Origin of the sequence: Paenibacillus sp. BSR1-1, from assembly GCF_030403775.1 — a bacterium.
Lineage (GTDB): Bacteria > Bacillota > Bacilli > Bacillales > Cytobacillaceae > Neobacillus.
This window is the reverse complement of record NZ_JAQMWQ010000022.1, coordinates 1-19,448: the sequence shown is the minus strand read 5'-3', so window position 1 is coordinate 19,448 and position 19,448 is coordinate 1. Positions and strand designations below refer to the sequence as shown.

Genomic DNA, 19,448 nt, shown 5'->3' with positions numbered 1-19,448 from the left:
AGCCTATTACATAGGGAAAATAAAAAAAAGAGAAGTGCACGAACACTTCTCTCCTATTTGAAATTTTTGATCGATGGCGGTACATATTTGGAAAATTGATCAAGCAAACCATCTGGCTGTTCTTCGAATATCACCATAGCACGGAATTTCTCCTGTAAAAATTTCTGATTGATCATATGATCAATCAGACTGATCAGCGGGTCGTAATAGTGATGAATATTTAGGATGCCGCATGGCTTTTGATGCAAGCCGATCTGACCCCAGGTGAACACTTCAAAAAACTCTTCAAGTGTTCCGGCCCCGCCAGGCAGCACAATAAACCCGTCTGCCAGTTCTGCCATTTTTGCTTTTCTCTCATGCATCGTTTCAACCGTATGCAGCTCCGTTAAACCTTTATGAGATATTTCACGTTCTTCCAATACCCTAGGAATAACACCAATTACATGCCCGCCTTCTTGAAGTGCAGCATCCGCCACTGCACCCATCAAACCATTGCTCGAACCGCCATAAACCAACGTGATGTTCCGTTTAGCCAACTCTTTTCCCAATTGAACGGCTCCATTTTTATATGCTTCTGAAGCACCGAAACTTGAACCGCAATAAACCGCTATACGTTTCACTGTTACCTCCTTAGATTTTTTTACTGTCTGCTTTCTCATATTTTTCCCATTTATTAATTCTGCTAATCACCAATAGCCACCAAAGGGACAGTCCTCTTGGCTCAAATTAATTTTCTGCCAATAAATTATTCCTCCAGTAATCATGTACCTCATCCATTTGAGTATGATAAATGTCCTTACCATTTAGAAAAAACTCCTCACTGCAATCGGTCTTTGTGATTTGAAGAGTTGTATATTGAATTTCCTTCTCATTATCAGCTGAAAAAGAACCACTGCTACCATTTGAGATACAATATTGGTCTATTTCCGTTCTTTTTCCCGTTTCGTCTACGTAATAATATTTGTCATTAATGGTACCCCCATCTTCATTCATAGGTGTAGAAGTCAATGTAATACCATATTGTTCTATATCTGTGTCCGCTAAGGCTTCTAAATTCTCTACTTTTACGGGAATGACTGAAAATTTGCCTTCTTTCTTTAAAGGGGGTTCCTTCGAAACATCATAGTAAACCACAATAGAACCCTTATAACCACTAGGAATTAAATAGATTTGATTTGTTTCCTTTTCAGAATTTGTACCCATAGAATGCCATAACCCATATATCCCTAACGAGAACAAACTGATTGTTATGATCCCGTTAATAAAGATCGTTTTTCTATTGACCTTAAATTGTAAACGGTTCTTCCTTTGCAGTTCTTCAAATAAGAAAAAGAGCAAGGAGCAAACCACAGCAAAAATGCCAAGACCGCCAATGACAAAAGTTGTTAAAGTACCGAATAATAGATGTATGAATCCTGCCACCATGAACCTAAATTTCAATAGTTTTCTTGTAAGATAATCTGATAAAAATGATACAGGTATGCCATAAAGAAAGTTCCCCACTCCGGCATAAAACAAAACGACAATACTAAATGCTCCAACTGATCCCTCAATGACTCCAGACAGAAAAAATAATCCACTCAACATCAGGGTTGAGAATAATGCTGATTTTAACTTTCTCGTCATATTTATCTCCTTTATATTTGTAACCAACTCTATTAATCTAAGTATATAATTTCAGGTATTCTTCTACTAGTTATTAAAAAACTTTGCTGTTTGAGTGTTATACTTATCTCAATAGTAAATACCATAGGTACTCACGGAGGGATGAATTCATGAAATATTTTGTAGTTGACGCCTTTGCGGAGAAAATTTTTGAAGGCAATCCTGCAGGAGTTTGTGTGATGAAAGATTGGCTTTCGGATGACTTGATGCAGAAAATTGCCATCGAAAATAACTTATCCGAAACCGCCTTTGCTGTTGGGGAAGGTGCTCATTATCGGCTGCGATGGTTTACTCCAGGAGGAGAAATCAACCTTTGTGGCCATGCTACCCTCGCCACCGCTTTTGTTATTATGAATTATTATGAAAAGGAACTGGCTTCCGTTCAGTTTGATACGATGAGCGGATTGCTAACGGTAAATAGAATCGGTGATTTGTATGAGTTGGATTTTCCCGCTGTTGCATCCAAAGAATATCCAGTAACGGAACTGATTATCGAAGCGTTGGGGGTCACACCGATCGAAGCCTATATCAACAGAGACCTGATATTGGTATTAGAATCGGAAGAAGCCGTGGTCAACGCAAACCCGGACTTTGCAAAATTAGAAAAATTACCGGATGGCCTCGGTGTCTGTATCACCGCTAAAGGAACTGAATTTGACTTTGTTTCGAGAGGATTTTTCCCAAAGTTAAAAATAAATGAGGACCCCGTAACAGGTTCTTTGCACTGCAGCTTACTTCCATATTGGGCAAAAAGACTAGACAAAAAGGAAATGACAGCCAAGCAGGTATCCAAAAGAGGCGGTACACTCTACTGTAAATATGAAGATACCCGAGTGAAGATGGCAGGCAAGACCGCCCTCTATTCGATTGCGGATTTATATCTGGAGTAGGCTAGAAGGACAGTTCTCGGTCTGCCTGACTGGGATTTGTCCTCATGGACACTCCCATGAAGACAGTTTTCGGTTGACCTACCTTTGATTTGTCCTCATGAACACTCTATGAAGACAGTTTTCGGTTGGCCTACCTTTGATTTGTCCTCATGAACACTCTATGAAGACAGTTTCGGTTGGCCTACCTTTGATTTGTCCTCATGAACGCTCCATGAAGACAGTTTTCGGTTTTCCTACCTAGGATTTGTCCTCATGAACGCTCCATGAAGACAGTTTTCGGTTTGCCGGCCTAGGAATTGTCCTCATGAACGCTCCATGAGGACAGTTTTCGGTTTGCCGGCCCTGGAATTGTCTTCATGACGAACGCTCCATGAGAACCGTCCCCGCCATTTTTTGATAAAGTGCTTGAAAAACTTCCTGAGTAAAAAATCCCCAAATAACTTATGATTTATATCACATCGATAAAGCCACAGGAACCACGCAAAAGCCTGACAAATTAGCTTTTTTAACATCTATTAAAATAAACGTCGTGAATTTGTCAAATCTTGATGGAATTTGTTAACTAATGAAAAAGAACACCTTCACTCTTCGTCTATTTTTGTCTCCTTTTATCTTGTTTTATCGAATCTATTCCATATTCGGCAAAGAATGCTATAATTCATCTCAATTAAGATAATTTAATTTACTAAAAGTTTACTGGAATTTACGAGGTGATATCTGCAATGAGACTGGAACACTTTGAAGCGGCAATAAATGAGAAAAGGGCCGAAATGATACATTTAGGAATGACTAAAGGACTTCAAGATGAAGAAACGATCTATTGCAGCCAAGAACTAGACAAACTACTGAACGATTATAATAGGTTATTATCGGATGCTAAACATACTAAATCAATAAATCATTACGTTGACCTTCCCTCTATTTTTATTCAACAACTACATAGGATTTTATCGATTCAATCCAGATATTTTTTTATTAACTGAATACCCAACGTCCACTTGGTCATCTTGACATTTTTCTTTTATGTGTTATCTTTTTGTTATAAATGAAGCAGTCACAGTAACTGACGACATCCGTGGAAAAGACCACAAGGAAGCTGTGATTGGTAATGTCGGGTCGTCTGGGCAGAGATAAGGGTACTATCCTTTTTATAGATAAGGATAGTGTCCTTATCTCTTTTTTATTATCATTCCTGGAGGCGAAAAAAGTGGAGAAAATCATTTTGGATGGAAATGTTGTAGCTCAAAATATAAAGGATCAATTAAAAGGACGAATTGAATCATTACAAAACAATGGGATCACACCATGCCTTGCCACGATTTTAGTTGGTAATAACCCTTCCTCAGAAACATACGTAAGAATGAAGGGGAATGCTTGTAAGAAATTAGGCATAAATTCTATTCGTGTACATTTGCCTGAAGAAACAACGACAATCGAATTGTTAGAAACCATTAGAGAATTAAACGAAGATCCAACCGTACATGGTATCCTTTTACAACATCCAGTTCCAGCGCAGATTGATGAACGAATGGCTTTCGAAGCAATTGATATTCGCAAAGATGTAGATGGTGTTACAAGTGCTGGGTACGGTCAGACTGCACTCGGATTTGGAAATTATCCATCATGTACTCCAGCAGCCATTATGGAAATTATAAAGTATTACAAGATTTCACTCGAAGGTAAACATGCCGTAGTTGTTGGCAGAAGCCCAATTCTAGGTAAGCCTGTTTCCGCGCTGCTTCTTAACGAAAATGCTACGGTTACAACTTGTCATTCAAAAACGGCTAATTTACCTGATATTTTAAAACAAGCAGACATTGTGGTAGCTGCCGTTGGTAAGCCTAAATTTATTCAAGGAAGTTGGCTTAAGGAGGGCTCCGTTGTCCTAGATGCTGGATATAACAAAGGAAATATTGGAGATATAGATTACGAGAGTTGTTACGAGGCTGCTGGTGCCATAACACCTGTGCCAGGCGGTGTAGGCCCTGTTACCATTTCCATGCTGCTGAAACACACTGTTGATTCAGCTGAGAATAACCTGTTTTAAAGGACAAATAGGAAGCTATTCTTGTAAGACTAGCTTCCTATTTCCTTTTCGTTCAAAGTTAGTGAAAAAGAAGGTTATGGATTTGTTTTACGATGAGCCTTAATAATTTCGAAGTATTGTGTATCTCCTAAACCATAATCTCTGAATTTTTCGATTAGGGCAGGCACAAGTTCTTTTTCCGGAACATTTTGGTGCTTTTGAATATACAACAATAGATCACCTTCTTTATTAAGGTAATTCAAATATAGTTCCACCCCCTTCTTTAAGGGCGCCGGATGGATATATGCAGGCAATGTTTTATGTATCAATACTTGTTTGTAAAGTTGATAATATCCATTCGCTTTTAATTCGAAGGAATCCACCGGTTCAAACTTATCTCCGACTATATGAAGATCAATCCTACCTTTATAATTTGTTTGGTCCAACCACGCAAGAATGGTGAGGATATTAATTTGACAAAACATATCGGAATCAAACCATAAGGCAATGTGAGTAAAATCTCCCCTAAAGAGAAGAGCTAATGGTTTAAGCGTGATTTCAGCATATTGTGCCGGCGTTACTTGATGAACCTTTGCACGTATTTCGACGAATTTCTGTGAAAAGAGATTGTCGCACGTGTTTCCATAACACATAGCTTCATTAAAAGGAATCATCCATTCTTGTTCGAGAAAATGTGTCTTTTTAAAATAATTATACATTTCTTGCCCGTTAAGAATATGCAATGTATTTTTTCCAATCATCGATAACACCCCCTGTTACTATTGCCATGCTGCTGAAACACACTGTTGATTCGGCTGAGAAAAATAGGTTTTAAAGAGAACTGTCCCCATGGTCCACCCATTTAATGTTCCATGAGGCGCTTTAACTTCATTTCTGTTTCCGTGTTTTCAACCGGTGTATAGACACTGCATCTTAAATCATTATTTCCTTGAACTTGTAAAGAAGTTAAATTAAAGATCATTTTTCCTGCCTTCGCGTGCCGGAATTCAATTTTCATTTCCGGTGCTGAACTCACTTCACTTTCATTCCACAATTGATGAAACTCCGGATAAGCCTGTTCCATCTCCTGAATAAATTGGTTGTACCATTGATCGGCCACATATTGACCGTAATACGTCCGAAAAATGGCGATGAACCCCTTTACGAAATGGACCCAATTAACGGCTAAACTTCTAAATTCCTTTCTTGAAAATAACAACTGGATGAGATTCCTCTGCTCCATTGGAATCAGTTCAAAATCCAAAAACACATTGGCCGCTGCCTGATTCCATCCTACAATAAAGCATCGCCGATCGGTAATGATGGTGGGACAATATCGAAGCTCTTGTAAAATCCGCTTTAAAGATGGGCTGATGATAATTTCTTCTGTATTGGAGAATGAAGGATTGGCCCCGCCCCCCTCCTCCAAAGCTAAAGCATACAAATACTTTTTTTCATCATTACTTAATTTCAGTGCATCTGATATAGCGTCTAATACGGAAGTAGAAACTTTAATATCCCGGCCCTGTTCTAACCAGGTATACCAGGTAGTGCTGACACCAGCTAATTGAGCCACTTCCTCCCTCCTTAAACCCGGTGTCCTTCTGCGGGTTCCCATTGGCAGTCCCACCATTTGTGGATTAAGCTTCGAACGTTTTGCTTTTAAAAATTCTGAAAGTGCTTCAAGTCTGGTTTCAGGTTTCATTTTCCCTTCCTCTTTTCGTTCGATTTATCATAGTACTAATTATACTATGATAAACAACAACTTGTAATAGGATAAAAATGAGCTACAATGATAGAAAATGAACTGATTGGAGGAATGAAGATGAATAGAGTGGTTATTACAGGAATGGGGCTCATCTCGCCTCTTGGCAACGATGTGCATACGTTTTGGGACTCTTTACTAAAAGGAAAATCCGGTATATCAACGATTGATACGTTAGATGTATCCAATTCCAAAACTAAAATTGGCGGTATAGTGCGTAACTTTAATCCGGAAGAACGGTGGGGTACGAAGGAAGCCAGAGGATTAGACCGTTTTACACAGTTTGCTTTAGCGGCAGCCGAGGAGGCTCTGGAAAACTCGCAACTACAACTAGAAAAATTAGAGCAGGACCGCTTTGGCGTGTATGTGGGATCAGGAATCGGCGGAATCAACACTTTTATTGATAACGTGAACCTCCTAAACGAACGTGGACCGAGAAGAGTAAGTCCTAATCTGGTTCCAATGATGATTTCCAATGCAGCGGCTGCACAAATAAGCATAAAATTTGGGGCACATGGGCCATCGTTATCGCCAGTAACGGCATGTTCAATCGGCAACACCGCAATTGGCGAAGCCTTTAATACCATCCGCTACGGTGATGCAGATGTTATCTTTGCGGGTGGAACGGAAGCAGCCATCACTACTTTATCCTTAGCGAGTTTCGGGAATGCCAAAGCATTATCTACAAGAAATGAGGAGCCGACACTCGCAAGCCGCCCGTTTGATTCCGAACGAGATGGTTTCGTCATGAGTGAAGGAGCTGGAATACTAGTGTTAGAATCTTTAGAACATGCTGTTAAAAGAAATGCACCGATTTTATGCGAAGTCATCGGTTATGGAGCTAGTTCGGATGCCCATCATATGGTCGCTTCACACCCTGAAGGAAAAGGCGCCTATTTAGCGATGAGAAATGCTTTGCGAAAAGCAAACATTTCAACGGATGATGTGGATGTGATCAGTGCTCATGCGACAAGTACACCAGTAGGAGATCGTTCTGAAACCATGGCCATAAAAAGTTTATTCGGAGAACGCGCCTATCAAATACCAGTTACGGCTAATAAATCTATGACTGGCCATATGCTTGGTGCCGCCGGCGGGGTGGAGGCCATTGCTCTAGTTAAAACACTACAGCAAGGGATTGTACCACCAACCATCAATTTAGTTACGGCAGATCCAGAGTGTGATTTGGATTATGTGGCAGAAGGAGCACGAAAGCTTCCGTTATCTATCGGTTTATCTAATTCCTTTGGCTTTGGCGGGCATAATTCAGCCATTGTATTGAAACGATACGAATGAAACTGGGGCATTCCTCCTGAAGCACCAAAGGGACGGTTCTCATGGTTCAAAAAAACCGTGTGAACCGTCCCCTTGGTCCCTTTATGAAATAGATTCATATAAATCTACCGCTTCTTTGACCGTGAATCCTTTATGAACGATGGAATGTATTGCTTGGATCATGGCAAGAGGATGCTTCGATTGCCAAATATTCCTTCCCATATCCACTCCAGCCGCGCCTTGCTCCATCGCATTATAGGTGATTTCAAGTGCTTCACGAATGGTATCAAATTTGGGGCCGCCTGCAATAACAATCGGTACCGGGCACTTACTCGTTACCTGTTCAAAGTCTTTACAGTAATAGGTTTTCACAATATCCGTTCCCATTTCGGCAAGAACTCTTGAGGCCAATGCTAAGAACCTGGCATCCCGTTTCTCCAGCTCTTTTCCGACTGCCGTAATTCCAAGTACCGGTATTCCGTAATCATGAGCATCCGTTACAACATGAGCTAGATTTGTTACGGTTTGAGTTTCATAGTCAGAACCGATAAAAACCGAAACTCCTACACCAACCACATTATGGCGAATGGCTTCTTTGATAGAAGTAACAATTGTTTCATTCGCTAAATCCTTTCCGAGCGTCGTAGGACCGCCAGATACACGAAGAACCATTGGTTTTTCTGTATCATTTGGAATACAGGCAGCCAGTGTACCTCGTGTTAAATAGAGGGAATCGGTATAGGGCAGTAAGTCTCTGACCGTTTCCTCAGGCTTTTCTAAACCCCTTATTGGACCTAAGAAATAGCCATGATCGATAGCAAGCATGACTGCCCTTCTATTGGGCAATATTTTATTTAATCGATTTTGGAATCCCCAGCTCACGATCTACTCACTCCTATCATTGATTTCTGGATTCTTAATGTTTACAACATCTCTTTCCAAAATATGCGGTGATTTAATGAAGAGGGCTTTAAAGGGTTGATCCGTTTGATTGATAAGGTAATGAGCATCACCCGGAAGGCATTGAATCATATCACCGGGTATGACAGGAACTCTAATCCCATTTATATAAAAATCAATCTTCCCTTCGAGGATATAGAAAATCTCTTCGCAAACAGAATGATAATGGTTTTGGAAATCTTGGCCCGGCTTCAATACCACCACACCAACATCAACATTCGGACCTTTAGTTAAATATTTCGGCCCATTATCGCCAAACCGATATTCGAAGTCATCTTCGTGAACTTTCTTCATTCCCTTCACCCACTTTCAAATTAATCAAGACCAGGCGCCTTCCACATATGAGTCGTTAAACCTCGATCCGCAAGCTGAAGCTGTTCTTGATAGACATTTCTCCATTTTTCATAGATTTGTAAGTATTGAACATGGTTTTCCTTGTTAGGGAGATGGGTCCGCTCCCACTTTACAACTTGGTTAACGGCCTGCTCGATATTTTCATAAATTCCTGCCCCGATACCTGCAAATAGCGCTGTACCCAATGCGGCTGCTTCTTTCACTTCAGGGACTTTCACTGGTACTCCAAGAACATCTGCTAGAGTTTGACTCCAAAGCTTTCCTTTCGAGGCTCCGCCTGCAAAAATAACTTCTGTTGGATAATATCCTGTTTCTTCTTCGATAATCTTTAAGTTTCCTAGTGTAAGAAGCGCCGCATTTTCTTGAATGGATTTAAACATTTCCTTTTTGCCCGTTTTCAGAGGATCTAAAGTGAGGTTAATGAACGATGGGGATGCATGGCGCCAAGAGCGATAATTCATCGTATCTGAAAAGATTGGAATAATCCCATTTGCCCCGATTGGTACATTCCTTGCCTTTTCTTCTAAAATTTCATAAGGGTCCCGACCGGTCTCTTTTGCTTCGATTTTTTCCAAATCACAAAATGCATCACGGAACCATCTCATGACAAGACCAGGGAAAAAAGCAATGGTTTCTAGCTGCCACAATTCAGTAACGGCATGGCAATTAACCCTGATACGGCCGCTTTTGTCAATCAAAGGCTGTTCCACATTGACCTCCTGCTGCCAAAATGATCCACCTGATACAACCGCTTGCCCTGCTTTTACCGCCCCTACACCAACAGAGGCCATTTGAGCATCTCCGCCTCCACAGATAACCGGAGTTCCTGCATTCAATCCTGTATCCGCTGCTGCCCCAACCGTCACGTGACCGATGACAGTTCCCGCTTCATTAACCGGCGGGAATACATTATTTTTTAGTCCGCACATTTCTGCTGCAGCACGATTCCAAGTCCTTTTTTTACAATCAAAAATTCCGGTCGTGCAGCCATTTGAAGGATCGACTTGTAGTTTCCCTGACAATTTATACAGAATCCAATCATTAATCATCGTCATGGCAGCGGCTTTGTCATAAATCTCCGGTAAATGATTTTTTATCCACAAAAGCCTGGGCAGTGCCCCTAAGGCAAACATTTGGCCTGATAATCGATAAATCTTGTATTCTAATTCAGGATCTAATGCCTTTAACGCCTTTACCTCATTAGAAGCTCGAGCATCTACATTTGCACAAGCCCAAATCTCCTGACCTGTTTTATCATATAGGATAATTCCTTCCCTCATACTCGTAGCACTTATCGCTTTTATTTGCTTGGCGTCTACTCCTGTTTCCTCTATAACAGTCCTTACACACTGAACGACTAGCTTCCAGTTTGTTTCCCAATCAAAGTCCATAGATCCTGGATACTGTTCATTTGATAAATGGTTCCATTCTATTTGGGAAACCCCGACTTGATTGCCTAAGGGATCAAACAAAACAGCGCGAATACTGCCAGTACCCGCATCAAATGCCAGAATGTACGTCATGGTTTTCTTTCACCTCCATACAGAGTGAGGAAATAGCTGCAGTTCATCTGTATTAAAATAGGAATCTGTAGCTGGAAACGATTTTTTGCTGCGTCTATAACAGAAATATATCCGTAATTTTTGGTAATCAGAACTTTCAGTATGGATTTCCTACCGGGATCCACTAAAACTGGCAAATAAAAAATAGGAACCCCTGAATAGGAATTCCTAAAATCGTCTGGATTACTTCAAAACCCCATTTTTATCCAAAGTGGACCATACTAAAGAAATCTTTATCCGTCCTGTCTGCATGGCTCAACAAAATCCGCCAATATTAAAACTAATCAATCGTTTGATTAAAAATGTAGTAAAGCCTGAGCAAATAAGGATTTATTTATTAAAGGGCAAATTTTTTGTCATTTAATCAAACGTTTAATTAAAAGTGGCACCAGCACGCTTCACTAATGGGTTTTTCTTTCAAATCGCGATAAAAAGATGTCGAAAACTGTATTTTCTATTCCACTCTACTTTCTAATATCGTTTGCAACACAATCTCCCGGCTGCAATTTCTTTGGCTTCATTAACATTTTTACTCCCACCCTTGTATGATTCGATATCCCCACAGTCCGCGGGGACGATTCTCATGGTTCCTAAATTCATGAGGACAGTTTTAGGTTTGCCAGTCTTGGTTTTGTTCTCATGAACGCTCTATGAAGACAGTTTTCAGTTTACCAGTCTTGGTTTTGTCCTCATGAATGCTTGATGAAGACAGTTTTCAGTTTACCAGTCTTGGTTTTGTCCTCATGAATGCTTTATGAAGACAGTTTTCAGTTTACCAGTCTTGATTTTGTCCTCATGAACGCTCTATGAAGACAGTTTTCGACGTTCCTACCTAGAAATTGTCCTCATGAACACTCTATGAAGACAGTTTTCAGTTTACCAGTCTTGATTTTGTCTCATGAATGCTTTATGAAGACAGTTTTCAGTTTACCAGTCTTGATTTTGTCCTCATGAACACTCTATGAAGACAGTTTTCAGCGTTCCTCCCTAGGAATTGTCCTCATGAGCGCTCTATGAGAACCGTCCCCCTTGGTCATCATCCCTGGTCTCTTATTTCTTTAAAAGCACCCTTAACCCCATAAAAGCTGCCCATGTTTCTCCGTTCGAATCAAAATAAAATTGAATCGGCTTTTCTTTTTCTGTGATGACAAGGGTGGCCTCCCCGCTTGCTCTCATCGAAAATTCCTTGCTATTGATCGTTGCTTTTACCGTATAATCCTCGATAAAAATCTGGAGACAATCCCCTTCTTCACTTTGGTACGTCCCAACAAATTTCTTCAGTTGTTCTTCTGAAAGGTCAACGGACAATTCCGTATTCCGCTTCTCCTCCAAAGGTATTCCAATTGCATAATTTACAGCCTCAAGCCAGATGTCTTTTGCAGGAACATCCGAGACATTGGTTAAAACAGCCACGACAAGGTTTTGCTCTGGAATAAAACCAAAGTTAGACGAAACGCCTGGCTGTCCTCCGCTATGCTCTACCAATGTGAATCCGTGGTAATTAGGTGTCACCTCGAGGGCATATCCATAATAAGAACTTCGATTAATTGGATAGGTTGGCTGCCGCATTTTCTCCAATTGTTTCTTCGAAATAAATGGTTTATGATCAAGTATTCCTTGCCCAATATAAAGCTCACCATATTTTAATAAATCGAGAACATTAGAACGAATACCCCCACCAGCTTCATAGTTTCCTAGAATTGGCCAGGATTGCTTTTCAAACCTGTCCCCTTCTGGGTGATAGACATATGGAGTAGATACATCCTCGAATTTATGTAATTCTTCTAGACTGAAGGTCGAGCGATACATCTGTAATGGATATAACACTTCTTCAGTTATAAATCTCCTAAATAAGCGTCCAGTTATCCGCTCTATTATGGCACCTAACAGCAAAAAGGTATCATTACAATAACTAAGGTATTCACCCGGCTTGCCCAAAATAGGGTAAGGGTACTCAGCTAAATAGGTCAGGTGTTCCTGGAACCGATTCAATTCTTCCCTTCTTCTTATCGGCGCAAGTCCAGCAGTATGGGTCAATAAATGATGAATTTTAATTGATTCCATAGAGTCTACGGAGGGGAAATAGAATTCAGGCAAGTATGCAATGACTGGGTCATCAACCGATAGTTTCCCTTCTTCCTCTAACTTCATAATCCCTAAGGCAGTAAAGGATTTCGTTACAGATGCTGTTCCAAAAATCGTATTCGGCGAAACCTGCTCTTTTGTATCCAGATTCTTTACACCAAAGCCATTTTGATAAATGATTTTTCCATTTTGGCTTACGGCAACAGCAGCTCCTAAAATATGTTCTTTTTCCATTCGTTCGTGGAGTTTTTCCTCAAAAAGTGTCCAATTCATCTGTTTGCCCCCCCTATTCTTTTCATAGATTCACCAGGATCGTCTATTATTAGAAACGCCTTAAACTAATAATTCCAATTATGTATATCTTTGTTATAATAATAAGGGATTTTAGAACAAAGGAGACCAAATTTATATGGAACTACTATTTGCATGGATCGATGACTATAAAACGATTCTTAAAAAAACCTCATTAAACTTTAGTAATGAGTTTCTATTTAGTTATAATCATATGAAAAATGAACTAACAATAAATACAAATCCAAATTATATTAAGGACTTCTTTAAAATACCTAACACTAGTGACCCAGATTTGGAATCGTCTTTTATTACAAATTTGACTGCAATTGTAGGCGAGAACGGGGTAGGTAAATCTACCATTCTAAATTTTTTAAAAGAAAGAATAGGGGGTACTCCTTTTGTTCAAGAAAAAAGTGAAGCCGATATTCTAGTAATTAGAACTAAGATAGGAGAGACATATTCCTATTATGTCTATCATGCAGATTTAAAAGAACCTCTTATCACAAATAATACTACCCATACATTCATTCCAAAACCTTACCCATCGAGTAATGATGTTTTATTTTCTCTTGCTCCTATTGTAAAAGAATCAGACTATGGTCTAGTATTCTTTTCTAATGTACTTGACGGTAATGATGAAGTAAATAATGATCACCAAATCAATATTTCTACTAATTATTTAACTAGGAATATGTACCAGAAAACAATCTTTGATTTCAATATTGAGGAAATAAACAGACAAATCAGTTTCATCATTCCTTTTCTTACAGATGAAAAAAATTTAGAATACATCCCTTTCACTCTTCCAACTTTAATAGAATTAAGATGGCACATAAATGAAAATGTATATAAACTAAAACTTTCCGGCGAAGCAGATAGTCTCTCTGCATTTTTTGATTCATCATTTAAATTCTTAGAACAACAGGTATCTGTTAAAAAAAGCAGACCATTTATGTCAATCCTCGCCCATTTGCACATAGAAACAATTAAAAACAAGGAAGAAATCCCTTCGAACATAAATTCAGACTTTAAGTTCACAGAGGAAATTTCAGACTTCCAGGATATTATTGATAATCTTATGATTTTATCTAAAATAATGACAGATAAAATCAACCCATACACGACAGCATTTTTATCGAGTTTTAAATTGCTTACCCTAATAAATGAGAAGAAAATAGAAAAGGACTACCTTGAGTTAGAAACAACTTCTAATGAACTAGCAAATATTTTAGATTTGTATAAAAAGTCAATTGTTAAACATGGTGGCTTTATTAATTTTAAATGGCATAAACTTAGCTCTGGACAAATGAATTTTCTTAATTTCTATTCTAGGGTTCACGATAAAATTGAAGAAATAAACAAGTTGGAGAATCTCATCTTTCTAATTGATGAGGGTGAATTATATCTTCATCCTCAATGGCAAAAAGAATATGTAAGCTATGTGGTGAAATTTTTAACCTATTTTCTAAAAAGAAAACATATTCAAGTTATTATGACATCGAATTCACCTTTCATTGTTTCTGATTTACCACAGTCCAATATAATTTTGTTACGGAAAGATAATGGACTTACTAAAGTGGTTACACACTTGGATAATTATCAACAGACTTTTGCTTCCAACATACACAACCTACTTACTAATTCCTTTTTTATTAAAGATGGTTTAATAAGTTCATTTGCTAAGCAAAAAATCAATGAAGTAATTAGGATACTAACAACGGGCGATAAAGAGGAAATTGAGAGTAGACGTGTAGAAATTATTAAAACGATTCACTTAATTGGGGAACCTCTAATAAAAAATAAGTTATTACAAATGTATAATCAACATAATAACCTTAATGCTTATAGTGAAGTAAGTGATTTAAAAAGATCAATAAAGAATCTTGAAAATCGAATTGGGGCTCTCGAAAAAAATGATAAGAATTAATAGTAATAACTCAATTAACCTTGAAATGCTCGCCCAAGACTATTTTACAAATTACTTCAAAAAAAACTTTATAAATATTTTTGATAATTTACCACAAAAAAGTAGGCTATCAAAGGAAGATAAAGCTTTTTTAAATTTTCTAAAGGATAAAATTGATACCGTAATTATGGGCTCACCAGAAGAGTTGGAGTCAAAAATCATCAAAGAAGTCAATAAGTTATATTCAAATTCCATTCAAAAATTAAAAAGTAAGAAAAGCCCCATAACCAAAGTGGTAAAGAAAATTTTTAACTATGACCATTTCGTAGAAAGAGGAGATCATGAATGGGGAGCGTATAAATTCACAAAGGAACTAGGTGTCTCTGTTTGTCCGTATTGCAATAGAAGCTTTATTACAACCTACTATTCCAAAAATGGAAAAACCCGTCCCACTATTGATCACTATCTAGATAAGGCTTCTTACCCTTATCTAGCATTATCTTTCTATAATTTAATTCCAAGCTGTTACACTTGCAACTCTAGTCTAAAAGGTACTAAAACGTTTACTATTGATAAATTTTTACACCCCCATATAAAAGGTATGGGAGATGATTTTAGGTTTACCGTCAAATTCTTGAATGATTATAATGTGGATTACCTAACATTATTTGATAGAAATATAAATATTTTTGAACTAGACTTTACAAGTCCCACTCTACCAAAAGACGATGAATTTTATATTAAAGCAGAAAGAACTGCCAACAAATTTAAACTTAAAGAATTATATAATGAAGCGCATAAAGACTATGTAGTTGAACAAATAGTAAGAGCTCGTATCTATAATAGGAACTATATAAATTCCTTATTAGAAACATTCCCAACACTTTTTAGCGGCCCTGATGATGCAATAAGACTATTGACTGGTAATTATACTGCCCTTGAAGACCAAGATAAGAGGGTTCTAGCAAAATTAACAAGAGATATAACTAATGAATTTAAAATCTACGATGATGAATCTTTATTTTTTAAAAAAACAATGTAGTGTATTGTTTTTAGCAACAATGGTTGAACTAAATAAAGCCCTTCCAATTTGGAGGGCTTTATTTAGTTCAAAGACCCGCCTTTATTGATTTGGACTTAGGTGGTAGGATATTAAATGGAACACCACATGGTCGTACTAATAGTCTAATTGATGTTAATCTGAACGCAAGTGCCTTCTCCATGACATTTCCTTTGTTTCTATATATGCTACCCTAATGAATGGCTTCTTCTCCTGGCTTTAATACCACGTTTTATTAGTTTACTAATAGGAAAAACCAAGACAATTAAAAAATCTCATTTGGTATAGATTTTTCCAAAGCTGATTTCAAAAAATCAATATATACGAGAACCTCTTCTGGCAAAAACACATCGTTTCGTTTCACCAAGCCAACTTGAATTAGATTGCCTCCTTCCAAGGGAATCGAGATAATATTAGGGTTCATGTAATTATTCACGATACAGCCTGTTCCCAGATTGTAGCTGTCTGTATTTGACAGGAGATTATTCATCGCCCCTCGATCCTTGAGATATACTAGTTTTCCGATATTGTCGACATTCAGGGCTTCTTCGGCAAAATGCAGCAACATGTCGTCCTGCTGGTAGGTCAGATAAGGATAGTCCCTTAACTGCTCCAAGGTAATACACTCAAGATGAGCCAAGGGGTGCTCTTTTCGTAGAAAGACGTGCTGTTTTAATGAAGAAAGGGGCGTAAATGTTAGTAACTTTGAGGTGAAATAACGCTCAAAAAAATGCTTGTTTAAATCGCTTAGAGATAAAATTCCAAGAATACTTTTGTTTGCATACACGTCATCAATTACATCCGTTGTCTTACCCTCTCGAATTGAAAGCTCATATTTCTGCTCAGCAAAATAATCCATTAAATTGGCCACAGCCTCGATAGCGAAACCATAATGTTGAGATGAAATAGAAAACTTGGTTACGTTCATTGCTTTCTCTTTTTTAAAATGATGGACCACAGACTCCATTTGTTCTAAAAGCTTTTTTGCGTAAAATAATAACTCAGTGCCTTCATTTGTGAAGACAACGCCTTTATTCGTTCGATCAAGAATAGTAATGCCTAACTCTGTTTCTAGTTCACGGACCGCTTTGCTGATACTCGGCTGCGTTACGTAGAGTGCAGAAGCAGCTTTACTAATTGAATTATGCTTGGCAATCTCCACTATGTATCGAAATTGTTGGGGCGTCATGTCCTCACCTTCCTTTGTATGATTTTGCTGGATGCTTTGCTATAACTTTATCCTATAGCAAGGGGTTAAAAAGTTCAATTTTACGTTTTGTATGGAACCTTCTACAATAAATGGAGGAAAAGAAATTTAGTATGAGAGGAAGAAAAACCATGATAAGGGAAGCAACTCAAAAAGATTTAGCGGACATCTTAGATATCTATAATGATGCCATTATCAATACTACTGCTGTATACTCCTATAAACCCCAAACCCTTGAAAGCAGACAAATTTGGTATGAACAAAAGATGGCTGAAGGTTATCCAATAATAGTATGCGAACAAGATCATAAAGTGGTTGGATTTGCGACCTTTGGTCCTTTTAGGGCATGGCCCGCTTACAAATATTCCATTGAACATTCTGTTTATGTAAATAAGGAATATAGAAAAAAAGGAATCGCGACTTCTTTAATGAAAGAAATAATCGCGATTGCCAATGACCGAGAGTATATGACTTTAATTGCTGGAATTGATGCAGCGAATGAAAAAAGCATTGCCATGCATAAAAACTTTGGCTTTGTTCATTCAGGTACGATTAAAAAGGCAGGTTTCAAATTCAATCGCTGGCTAGACTTAGCATTTTATCAATTAGAACTTAACGGACCTAAAAGTCCTACGGAAGAATAAAACAAGCCACAGGCACGGTTCTCCTGGTTTCTGATTGGGTTAGTAAAAGCCAGAAGAACCGTCACCCTGGTTCAATATTCTACAAAATCCCCTTCTAACAAAATTAATCAATCATTTGATTAAAAGCGTAATAAAGCCTAATCAATTAAGGATTTTAGTTGATTTAAGGGCAAATTTTTTGTCATTTAATCAATCGATTATTTAAAAGTGGCCTCAGCACGCTCTACTCTTGGATTTTCCCTCTCAAGATGCAATAAAAGATGTCGAGAACTGTATCTCTTTAAAAAGAATAGCTTTTACCAATAGAAATCATCTATTGAAGGAATTGGTCCGCTTTCTATTTCTTTTAGAACCGTAGTGATATCTTCTGACCCGTTAACAGCTACCTTCTCAATGGTCTTATTATGCTGCCTCGGGATAAAACGGCACAAACGTGAGACTTGATCCCGTATGAGTTAGTGTCAACTATATTAATTATTCCTCGCCTTCACATTCCTAAAAGAAACAGGCGTGTCTACTATCTAGAGACACGCCTGTTTCACAGGAAATTTCTTTTCATTATTTTTTGAACGGTTTTATCAGCAAACCTTAATATGGATATTGATAGTGGTGGTGATGATATGGGTAGTAGTGGTGATGATATGGGTAGTAGTGGTGGTGGTGATATGGGTAATAGTGGTGGTGATGATACGGGTAGTAGTGATGGTACTGCGGATAGCCCAAGCCAGGCCCTGGAGCTCCAAATCCAACTCCTGGTGCAAAACCAAATCCTGAGCCTGGTCCACCTACACCAACCCTTGGGTCATAATTAATTGGAATCATCACATTCATCCTCCTCATTTAATTCTACAGTAGAGTTTATGTGTTTTTGGGTAAATGTTCTTGGGTATTTGTCTTGTCTTCTAAGTATTATTTATATCAGCATATGTCAGATAAATAATAATATTTTAGGTCAAATACCCAAGACCATTCTTCTAGGAATGAATATGCTCTAATGAAATATACAATGAGGAGGATAATAGTGATTCCATATTTAAATGAATATTATATTGATTGTCCAACAGATGAAAGGATTTATCCAGGCGTCGGTCTGGGGGGACCAGGCTCAGGTTATGGTTTTTATCCCGGTCTGGGATTTGGTGAACCTGGACTAGGCTTATGGTTTTATCCAGGCATTGGATTAGGTGGACCGGGCTCAGGTTTTGGTTATTTTCCTGGTATCGGATATGGAGCACCTGGCATTCCACACCCATACCCACCATACCCAGTACACCTTCCAGCTCACCCGCAGCCGCCACAAGGAGTACATCTTCCAGCTCACCCGCAGCCGCCACAGGGAGTACATCTTCCAGCTCATCCGCAGCCGCCACAGGGAGTGCATCTTCCAGCTCATCCGCAGCCGCCACAGGGAGTACATCTTCCAGCTCATCCGCAGCCGCCACAGGGAGTACATCTTCCAGCTCATCCGCAGCCGCCACAAGGAGTACATCTCCCAGCGCAACCACAACCACCACACGCAACACTGTATTAATATCCTAAATACTAAAAGACATTTTTTGAACTTAATTATTACTCAATAAAAAGCCTGCTATTTGGACTTAACCCCGTCAAGTAGACAGCTCTAAAAAGACTATGCAGCCATCGTGATCCGATATTCAACTGGCACGATGGTTTAGTCGTTTTTGGAATCTTTTATAATTGTAGTGATACATATATGTATCTATTGCTTGTATTAACTCTTCCTCTGTTTTACAA

18 protein-coding genes and 1 riboswitch are annotated in these 19,448 nt (G+C 38.5%); of the genes, 7 read left to right on the top strand and 11 right to left on the bottom strand.

Translation table 11 applies throughout. The annotated features are described in order from the left end of the window. Positions 1-53: 53 nt before the first annotated feature. A complete protein-coding gene (locus PH210_RS23130) occupies positions 54-620 on the bottom strand; it encodes an LOG family protein (protein ID WP_289988732.1) in 567 nt (188 codons plus the stop codon). A gap of 106 nt (positions 621-726) precedes the next feature. Next, positions 727-1,626 carry a DUF6843 domain-containing protein gene (locus tag PH210_RS23125; protein ID WP_289988730.1) on the bottom strand — a complete coding sequence of 300 codons (900 nt, stop codon included), beginning with the start codon at positions 1,624-1,626 and terminating at the stop codon, positions 727-729. Positions 1,627-1,775: 149 nt separating this feature from the next. Between PH210_RS23125 and PH210_RS23120 the strand changes: the two genes are divergently transcribed. The 3 genes from PH210_RS23120 (at position 1,776) to PH210_RS23110 (ending at position 4,602) form a co-directional block, all read left to right on the top strand. Beyond that, positions 1,776-2,555 (top strand): PhzF family phenazine biosynthesis protein, encoded by a 780-nt coding sequence (locus PH210_RS23120; protein WP_289988729.1) that lies wholly within the window; start codon positions 1,776-1,778, stop codon positions 2,553-2,555. 722 nt (positions 2,556-3,277) lie between these two features. Further along, positions 3,278-3,538, top strand: coding sequence for an aspartyl-phosphate phosphatase Spo0E family protein (locus PH210_RS23115; protein WP_289988728.1), 261 nt, complete (start codon positions 3,278-3,280; stop codon positions 3,536-3,538). Positions 3,539-3,604: 66 nt separating this feature from the next. Further along, positions 3,605-3,688, top strand: a riboswitch (ZMP/ZTP riboswitch). Positions 3,689-3,762: 74 nt separating this feature from the next. After that, the gene (locus PH210_RS23110; protein WP_289988727.1) at positions 3,763-4,602 is read left to right on the top strand and encodes a bifunctional 5,10-methylenetetrahydrofolate dehydrogenase/5,10-methenyltetrahydrofolate cyclohydrolase; all 840 of its coding nucleotides are present in this window, start codon (positions 3,763-3,765) and stop codon (positions 4,600-4,602) included. Between the two features lie 74 nt (positions 4,603-4,676). Here PH210_RS23110 and PH210_RS23105 read toward each other — a convergent pair whose 3' ends face one another. Both PH210_RS23105 and PH210_RS23100 read right to left on the bottom strand, forming a co-directional pair. Further along, a complete protein-coding gene (locus PH210_RS23105; RefSeq protein WP_289988726.1) occupies positions 4,677-5,342 on the bottom strand; it encodes an AraC family transcriptional regulator in 666 nt (221 codons plus the stop codon). Positions 5,343-5,443: 101 nt separating this feature from the next. Further along, the gene (locus tag PH210_RS23100; protein WP_289988725.1) at positions 5,444-6,286 is read right to left on the bottom strand and encodes a helix-turn-helix transcriptional regulator; all 843 of its coding nucleotides are present in this window, start codon (positions 6,284-6,286) and stop codon (positions 5,444-5,446) included. 120 nt (positions 6,287-6,406) lie between these two features. On the opposite strand from PH210_RS23100, the gene fabF reads away from it, so the two are divergent. Then, complete coding sequence (fabF, locus tag PH210_RS23095) at positions 6,407-7,642, top strand: beta-ketoacyl-ACP synthase II (protein ID WP_289988724.1); 1,236 nt, start codon at positions 6,407-6,409, stop codon at positions 7,640-7,642. Positions 7,643-7,723: 81 nt separating this feature from the next. Here the strand turns inward: fabF and lsrF are convergent, their stop codons facing one another. The 4 genes from lsrF to PH210_RS23075 all read right to left on the bottom strand — a co-directional run bounded on the left by lsrF (position 7,724) and on the right by PH210_RS23075 (position 12,855). Next, positions 7,724-8,503 carry a 3-hydroxy-5-phosphonooxypentane-2,4-dione thiolase gene (gene lsrF, locus PH210_RS23090; protein ID WP_289988723.1) on the bottom strand — a complete coding sequence of 260 codons (780 nt, stop codon included), beginning with the start codon at positions 8,501-8,503 and terminating at the stop codon, positions 7,724-7,726. Between the two features lie 3 nt (positions 8,504-8,506). Then, positions 8,507-8,875, bottom strand: coding sequence for a cupin domain-containing protein (locus PH210_RS23085; RefSeq protein ID WP_289988722.1), 369 nt, complete (start codon positions 8,873-8,875; stop codon positions 8,507-8,509). Positions 8,876-8,895: 20 nt separating this feature from the next. Further along, positions 8,896-10,458, bottom strand: a complete 1,563-nt coding sequence (lsrK, locus tag PH210_RS23080; RefSeq protein WP_289988721.1) for an autoinducer-2 kinase — start codon at positions 10,456-10,458, stop codon at positions 8,896-8,898. 1,089 nt (positions 10,459-11,547) lie between these two features. Beyond that, on the bottom strand, positions 11,548-12,855 hold the full coding sequence (locus PH210_RS23075; RefSeq protein WP_289988720.1) for a serine hydrolase domain-containing protein: 1,308 nt from the start codon (positions 12,853-12,855) through the stop codon (positions 11,548-11,550). A gap of 136 nt (positions 12,856-12,991) precedes the next feature. Here PH210_RS23075 and PH210_RS23070 point away from each other — a divergent pair, with 136 nt between their 5' ends. Both PH210_RS23070 and PH210_RS23065 read left to right on the top strand, forming a co-directional pair. Beyond that, complete coding sequence (locus PH210_RS23070) at positions 12,992-14,803, top strand: AAA family ATPase (RefSeq protein WP_289988719.1); 1,812 nt, start codon at positions 12,992-12,994, stop codon at positions 14,801-14,803. Continuing rightward, positions 14,790-15,824: an HNH endonuclease gene (locus PH210_RS23065; protein WP_289988718.1), complete on the top strand. Its 1,035-nt coding sequence runs from the start codon at positions 14,790-14,792 to the stop codon at positions 15,822-15,824. Before PH210_RS23070 ends, PH210_RS23065 begins: the two co-directional genes overlap by 14 nt. A 283-nt stretch (positions 15,825-16,107) precedes the next feature. Here PH210_RS23065 and PH210_RS23060 read toward each other — a convergent pair whose 3' ends face one another. Then, on the bottom strand, positions 16,108-17,031 hold the full coding sequence (locus PH210_RS23060; protein WP_289988717.1) for a LysR family transcriptional regulator: 924 nt from the start codon (positions 17,029-17,031) through the stop codon (positions 16,108-16,110). Positions 17,032-17,180: 149 nt separating this feature from the next. Here PH210_RS23060 and PH210_RS23055 point away from each other — a divergent pair, with 149 nt between their 5' ends. Beyond that, positions 17,181-17,693, top strand: coding sequence for a GNAT family N-acetyltransferase (locus PH210_RS23055; protein ID WP_289988716.1), 513 nt, complete (start codon positions 17,181-17,183; stop codon positions 17,691-17,693). A 588-nt stretch (positions 17,694-18,281) separates the two neighbouring features. Here the strand turns inward: PH210_RS23055 and PH210_RS23050 are convergent. Both PH210_RS23050 and PH210_RS23045 read right to left on the bottom strand, forming a co-directional pair. Next, positions 18,282-18,515: a hypothetical protein gene (locus PH210_RS23050; protein ID WP_289988715.1), complete on the bottom strand. Its 234-nt coding sequence runs from the start codon at positions 18,513-18,515 to the stop codon at positions 18,282-18,284. A gap of 152 nt (positions 18,516-18,667) precedes the next feature. Continuing rightward, the gene (locus PH210_RS23045) at positions 18,668-19,198 is read right to left on the bottom strand and encodes a hypothetical protein (protein WP_289988714.1); all 531 of its coding nucleotides are present in this window, start codon (positions 19,196-19,198) and stop codon (positions 18,668-18,670) included. Positions 19,199-19,448: the final 250 nt, after the last annotated feature.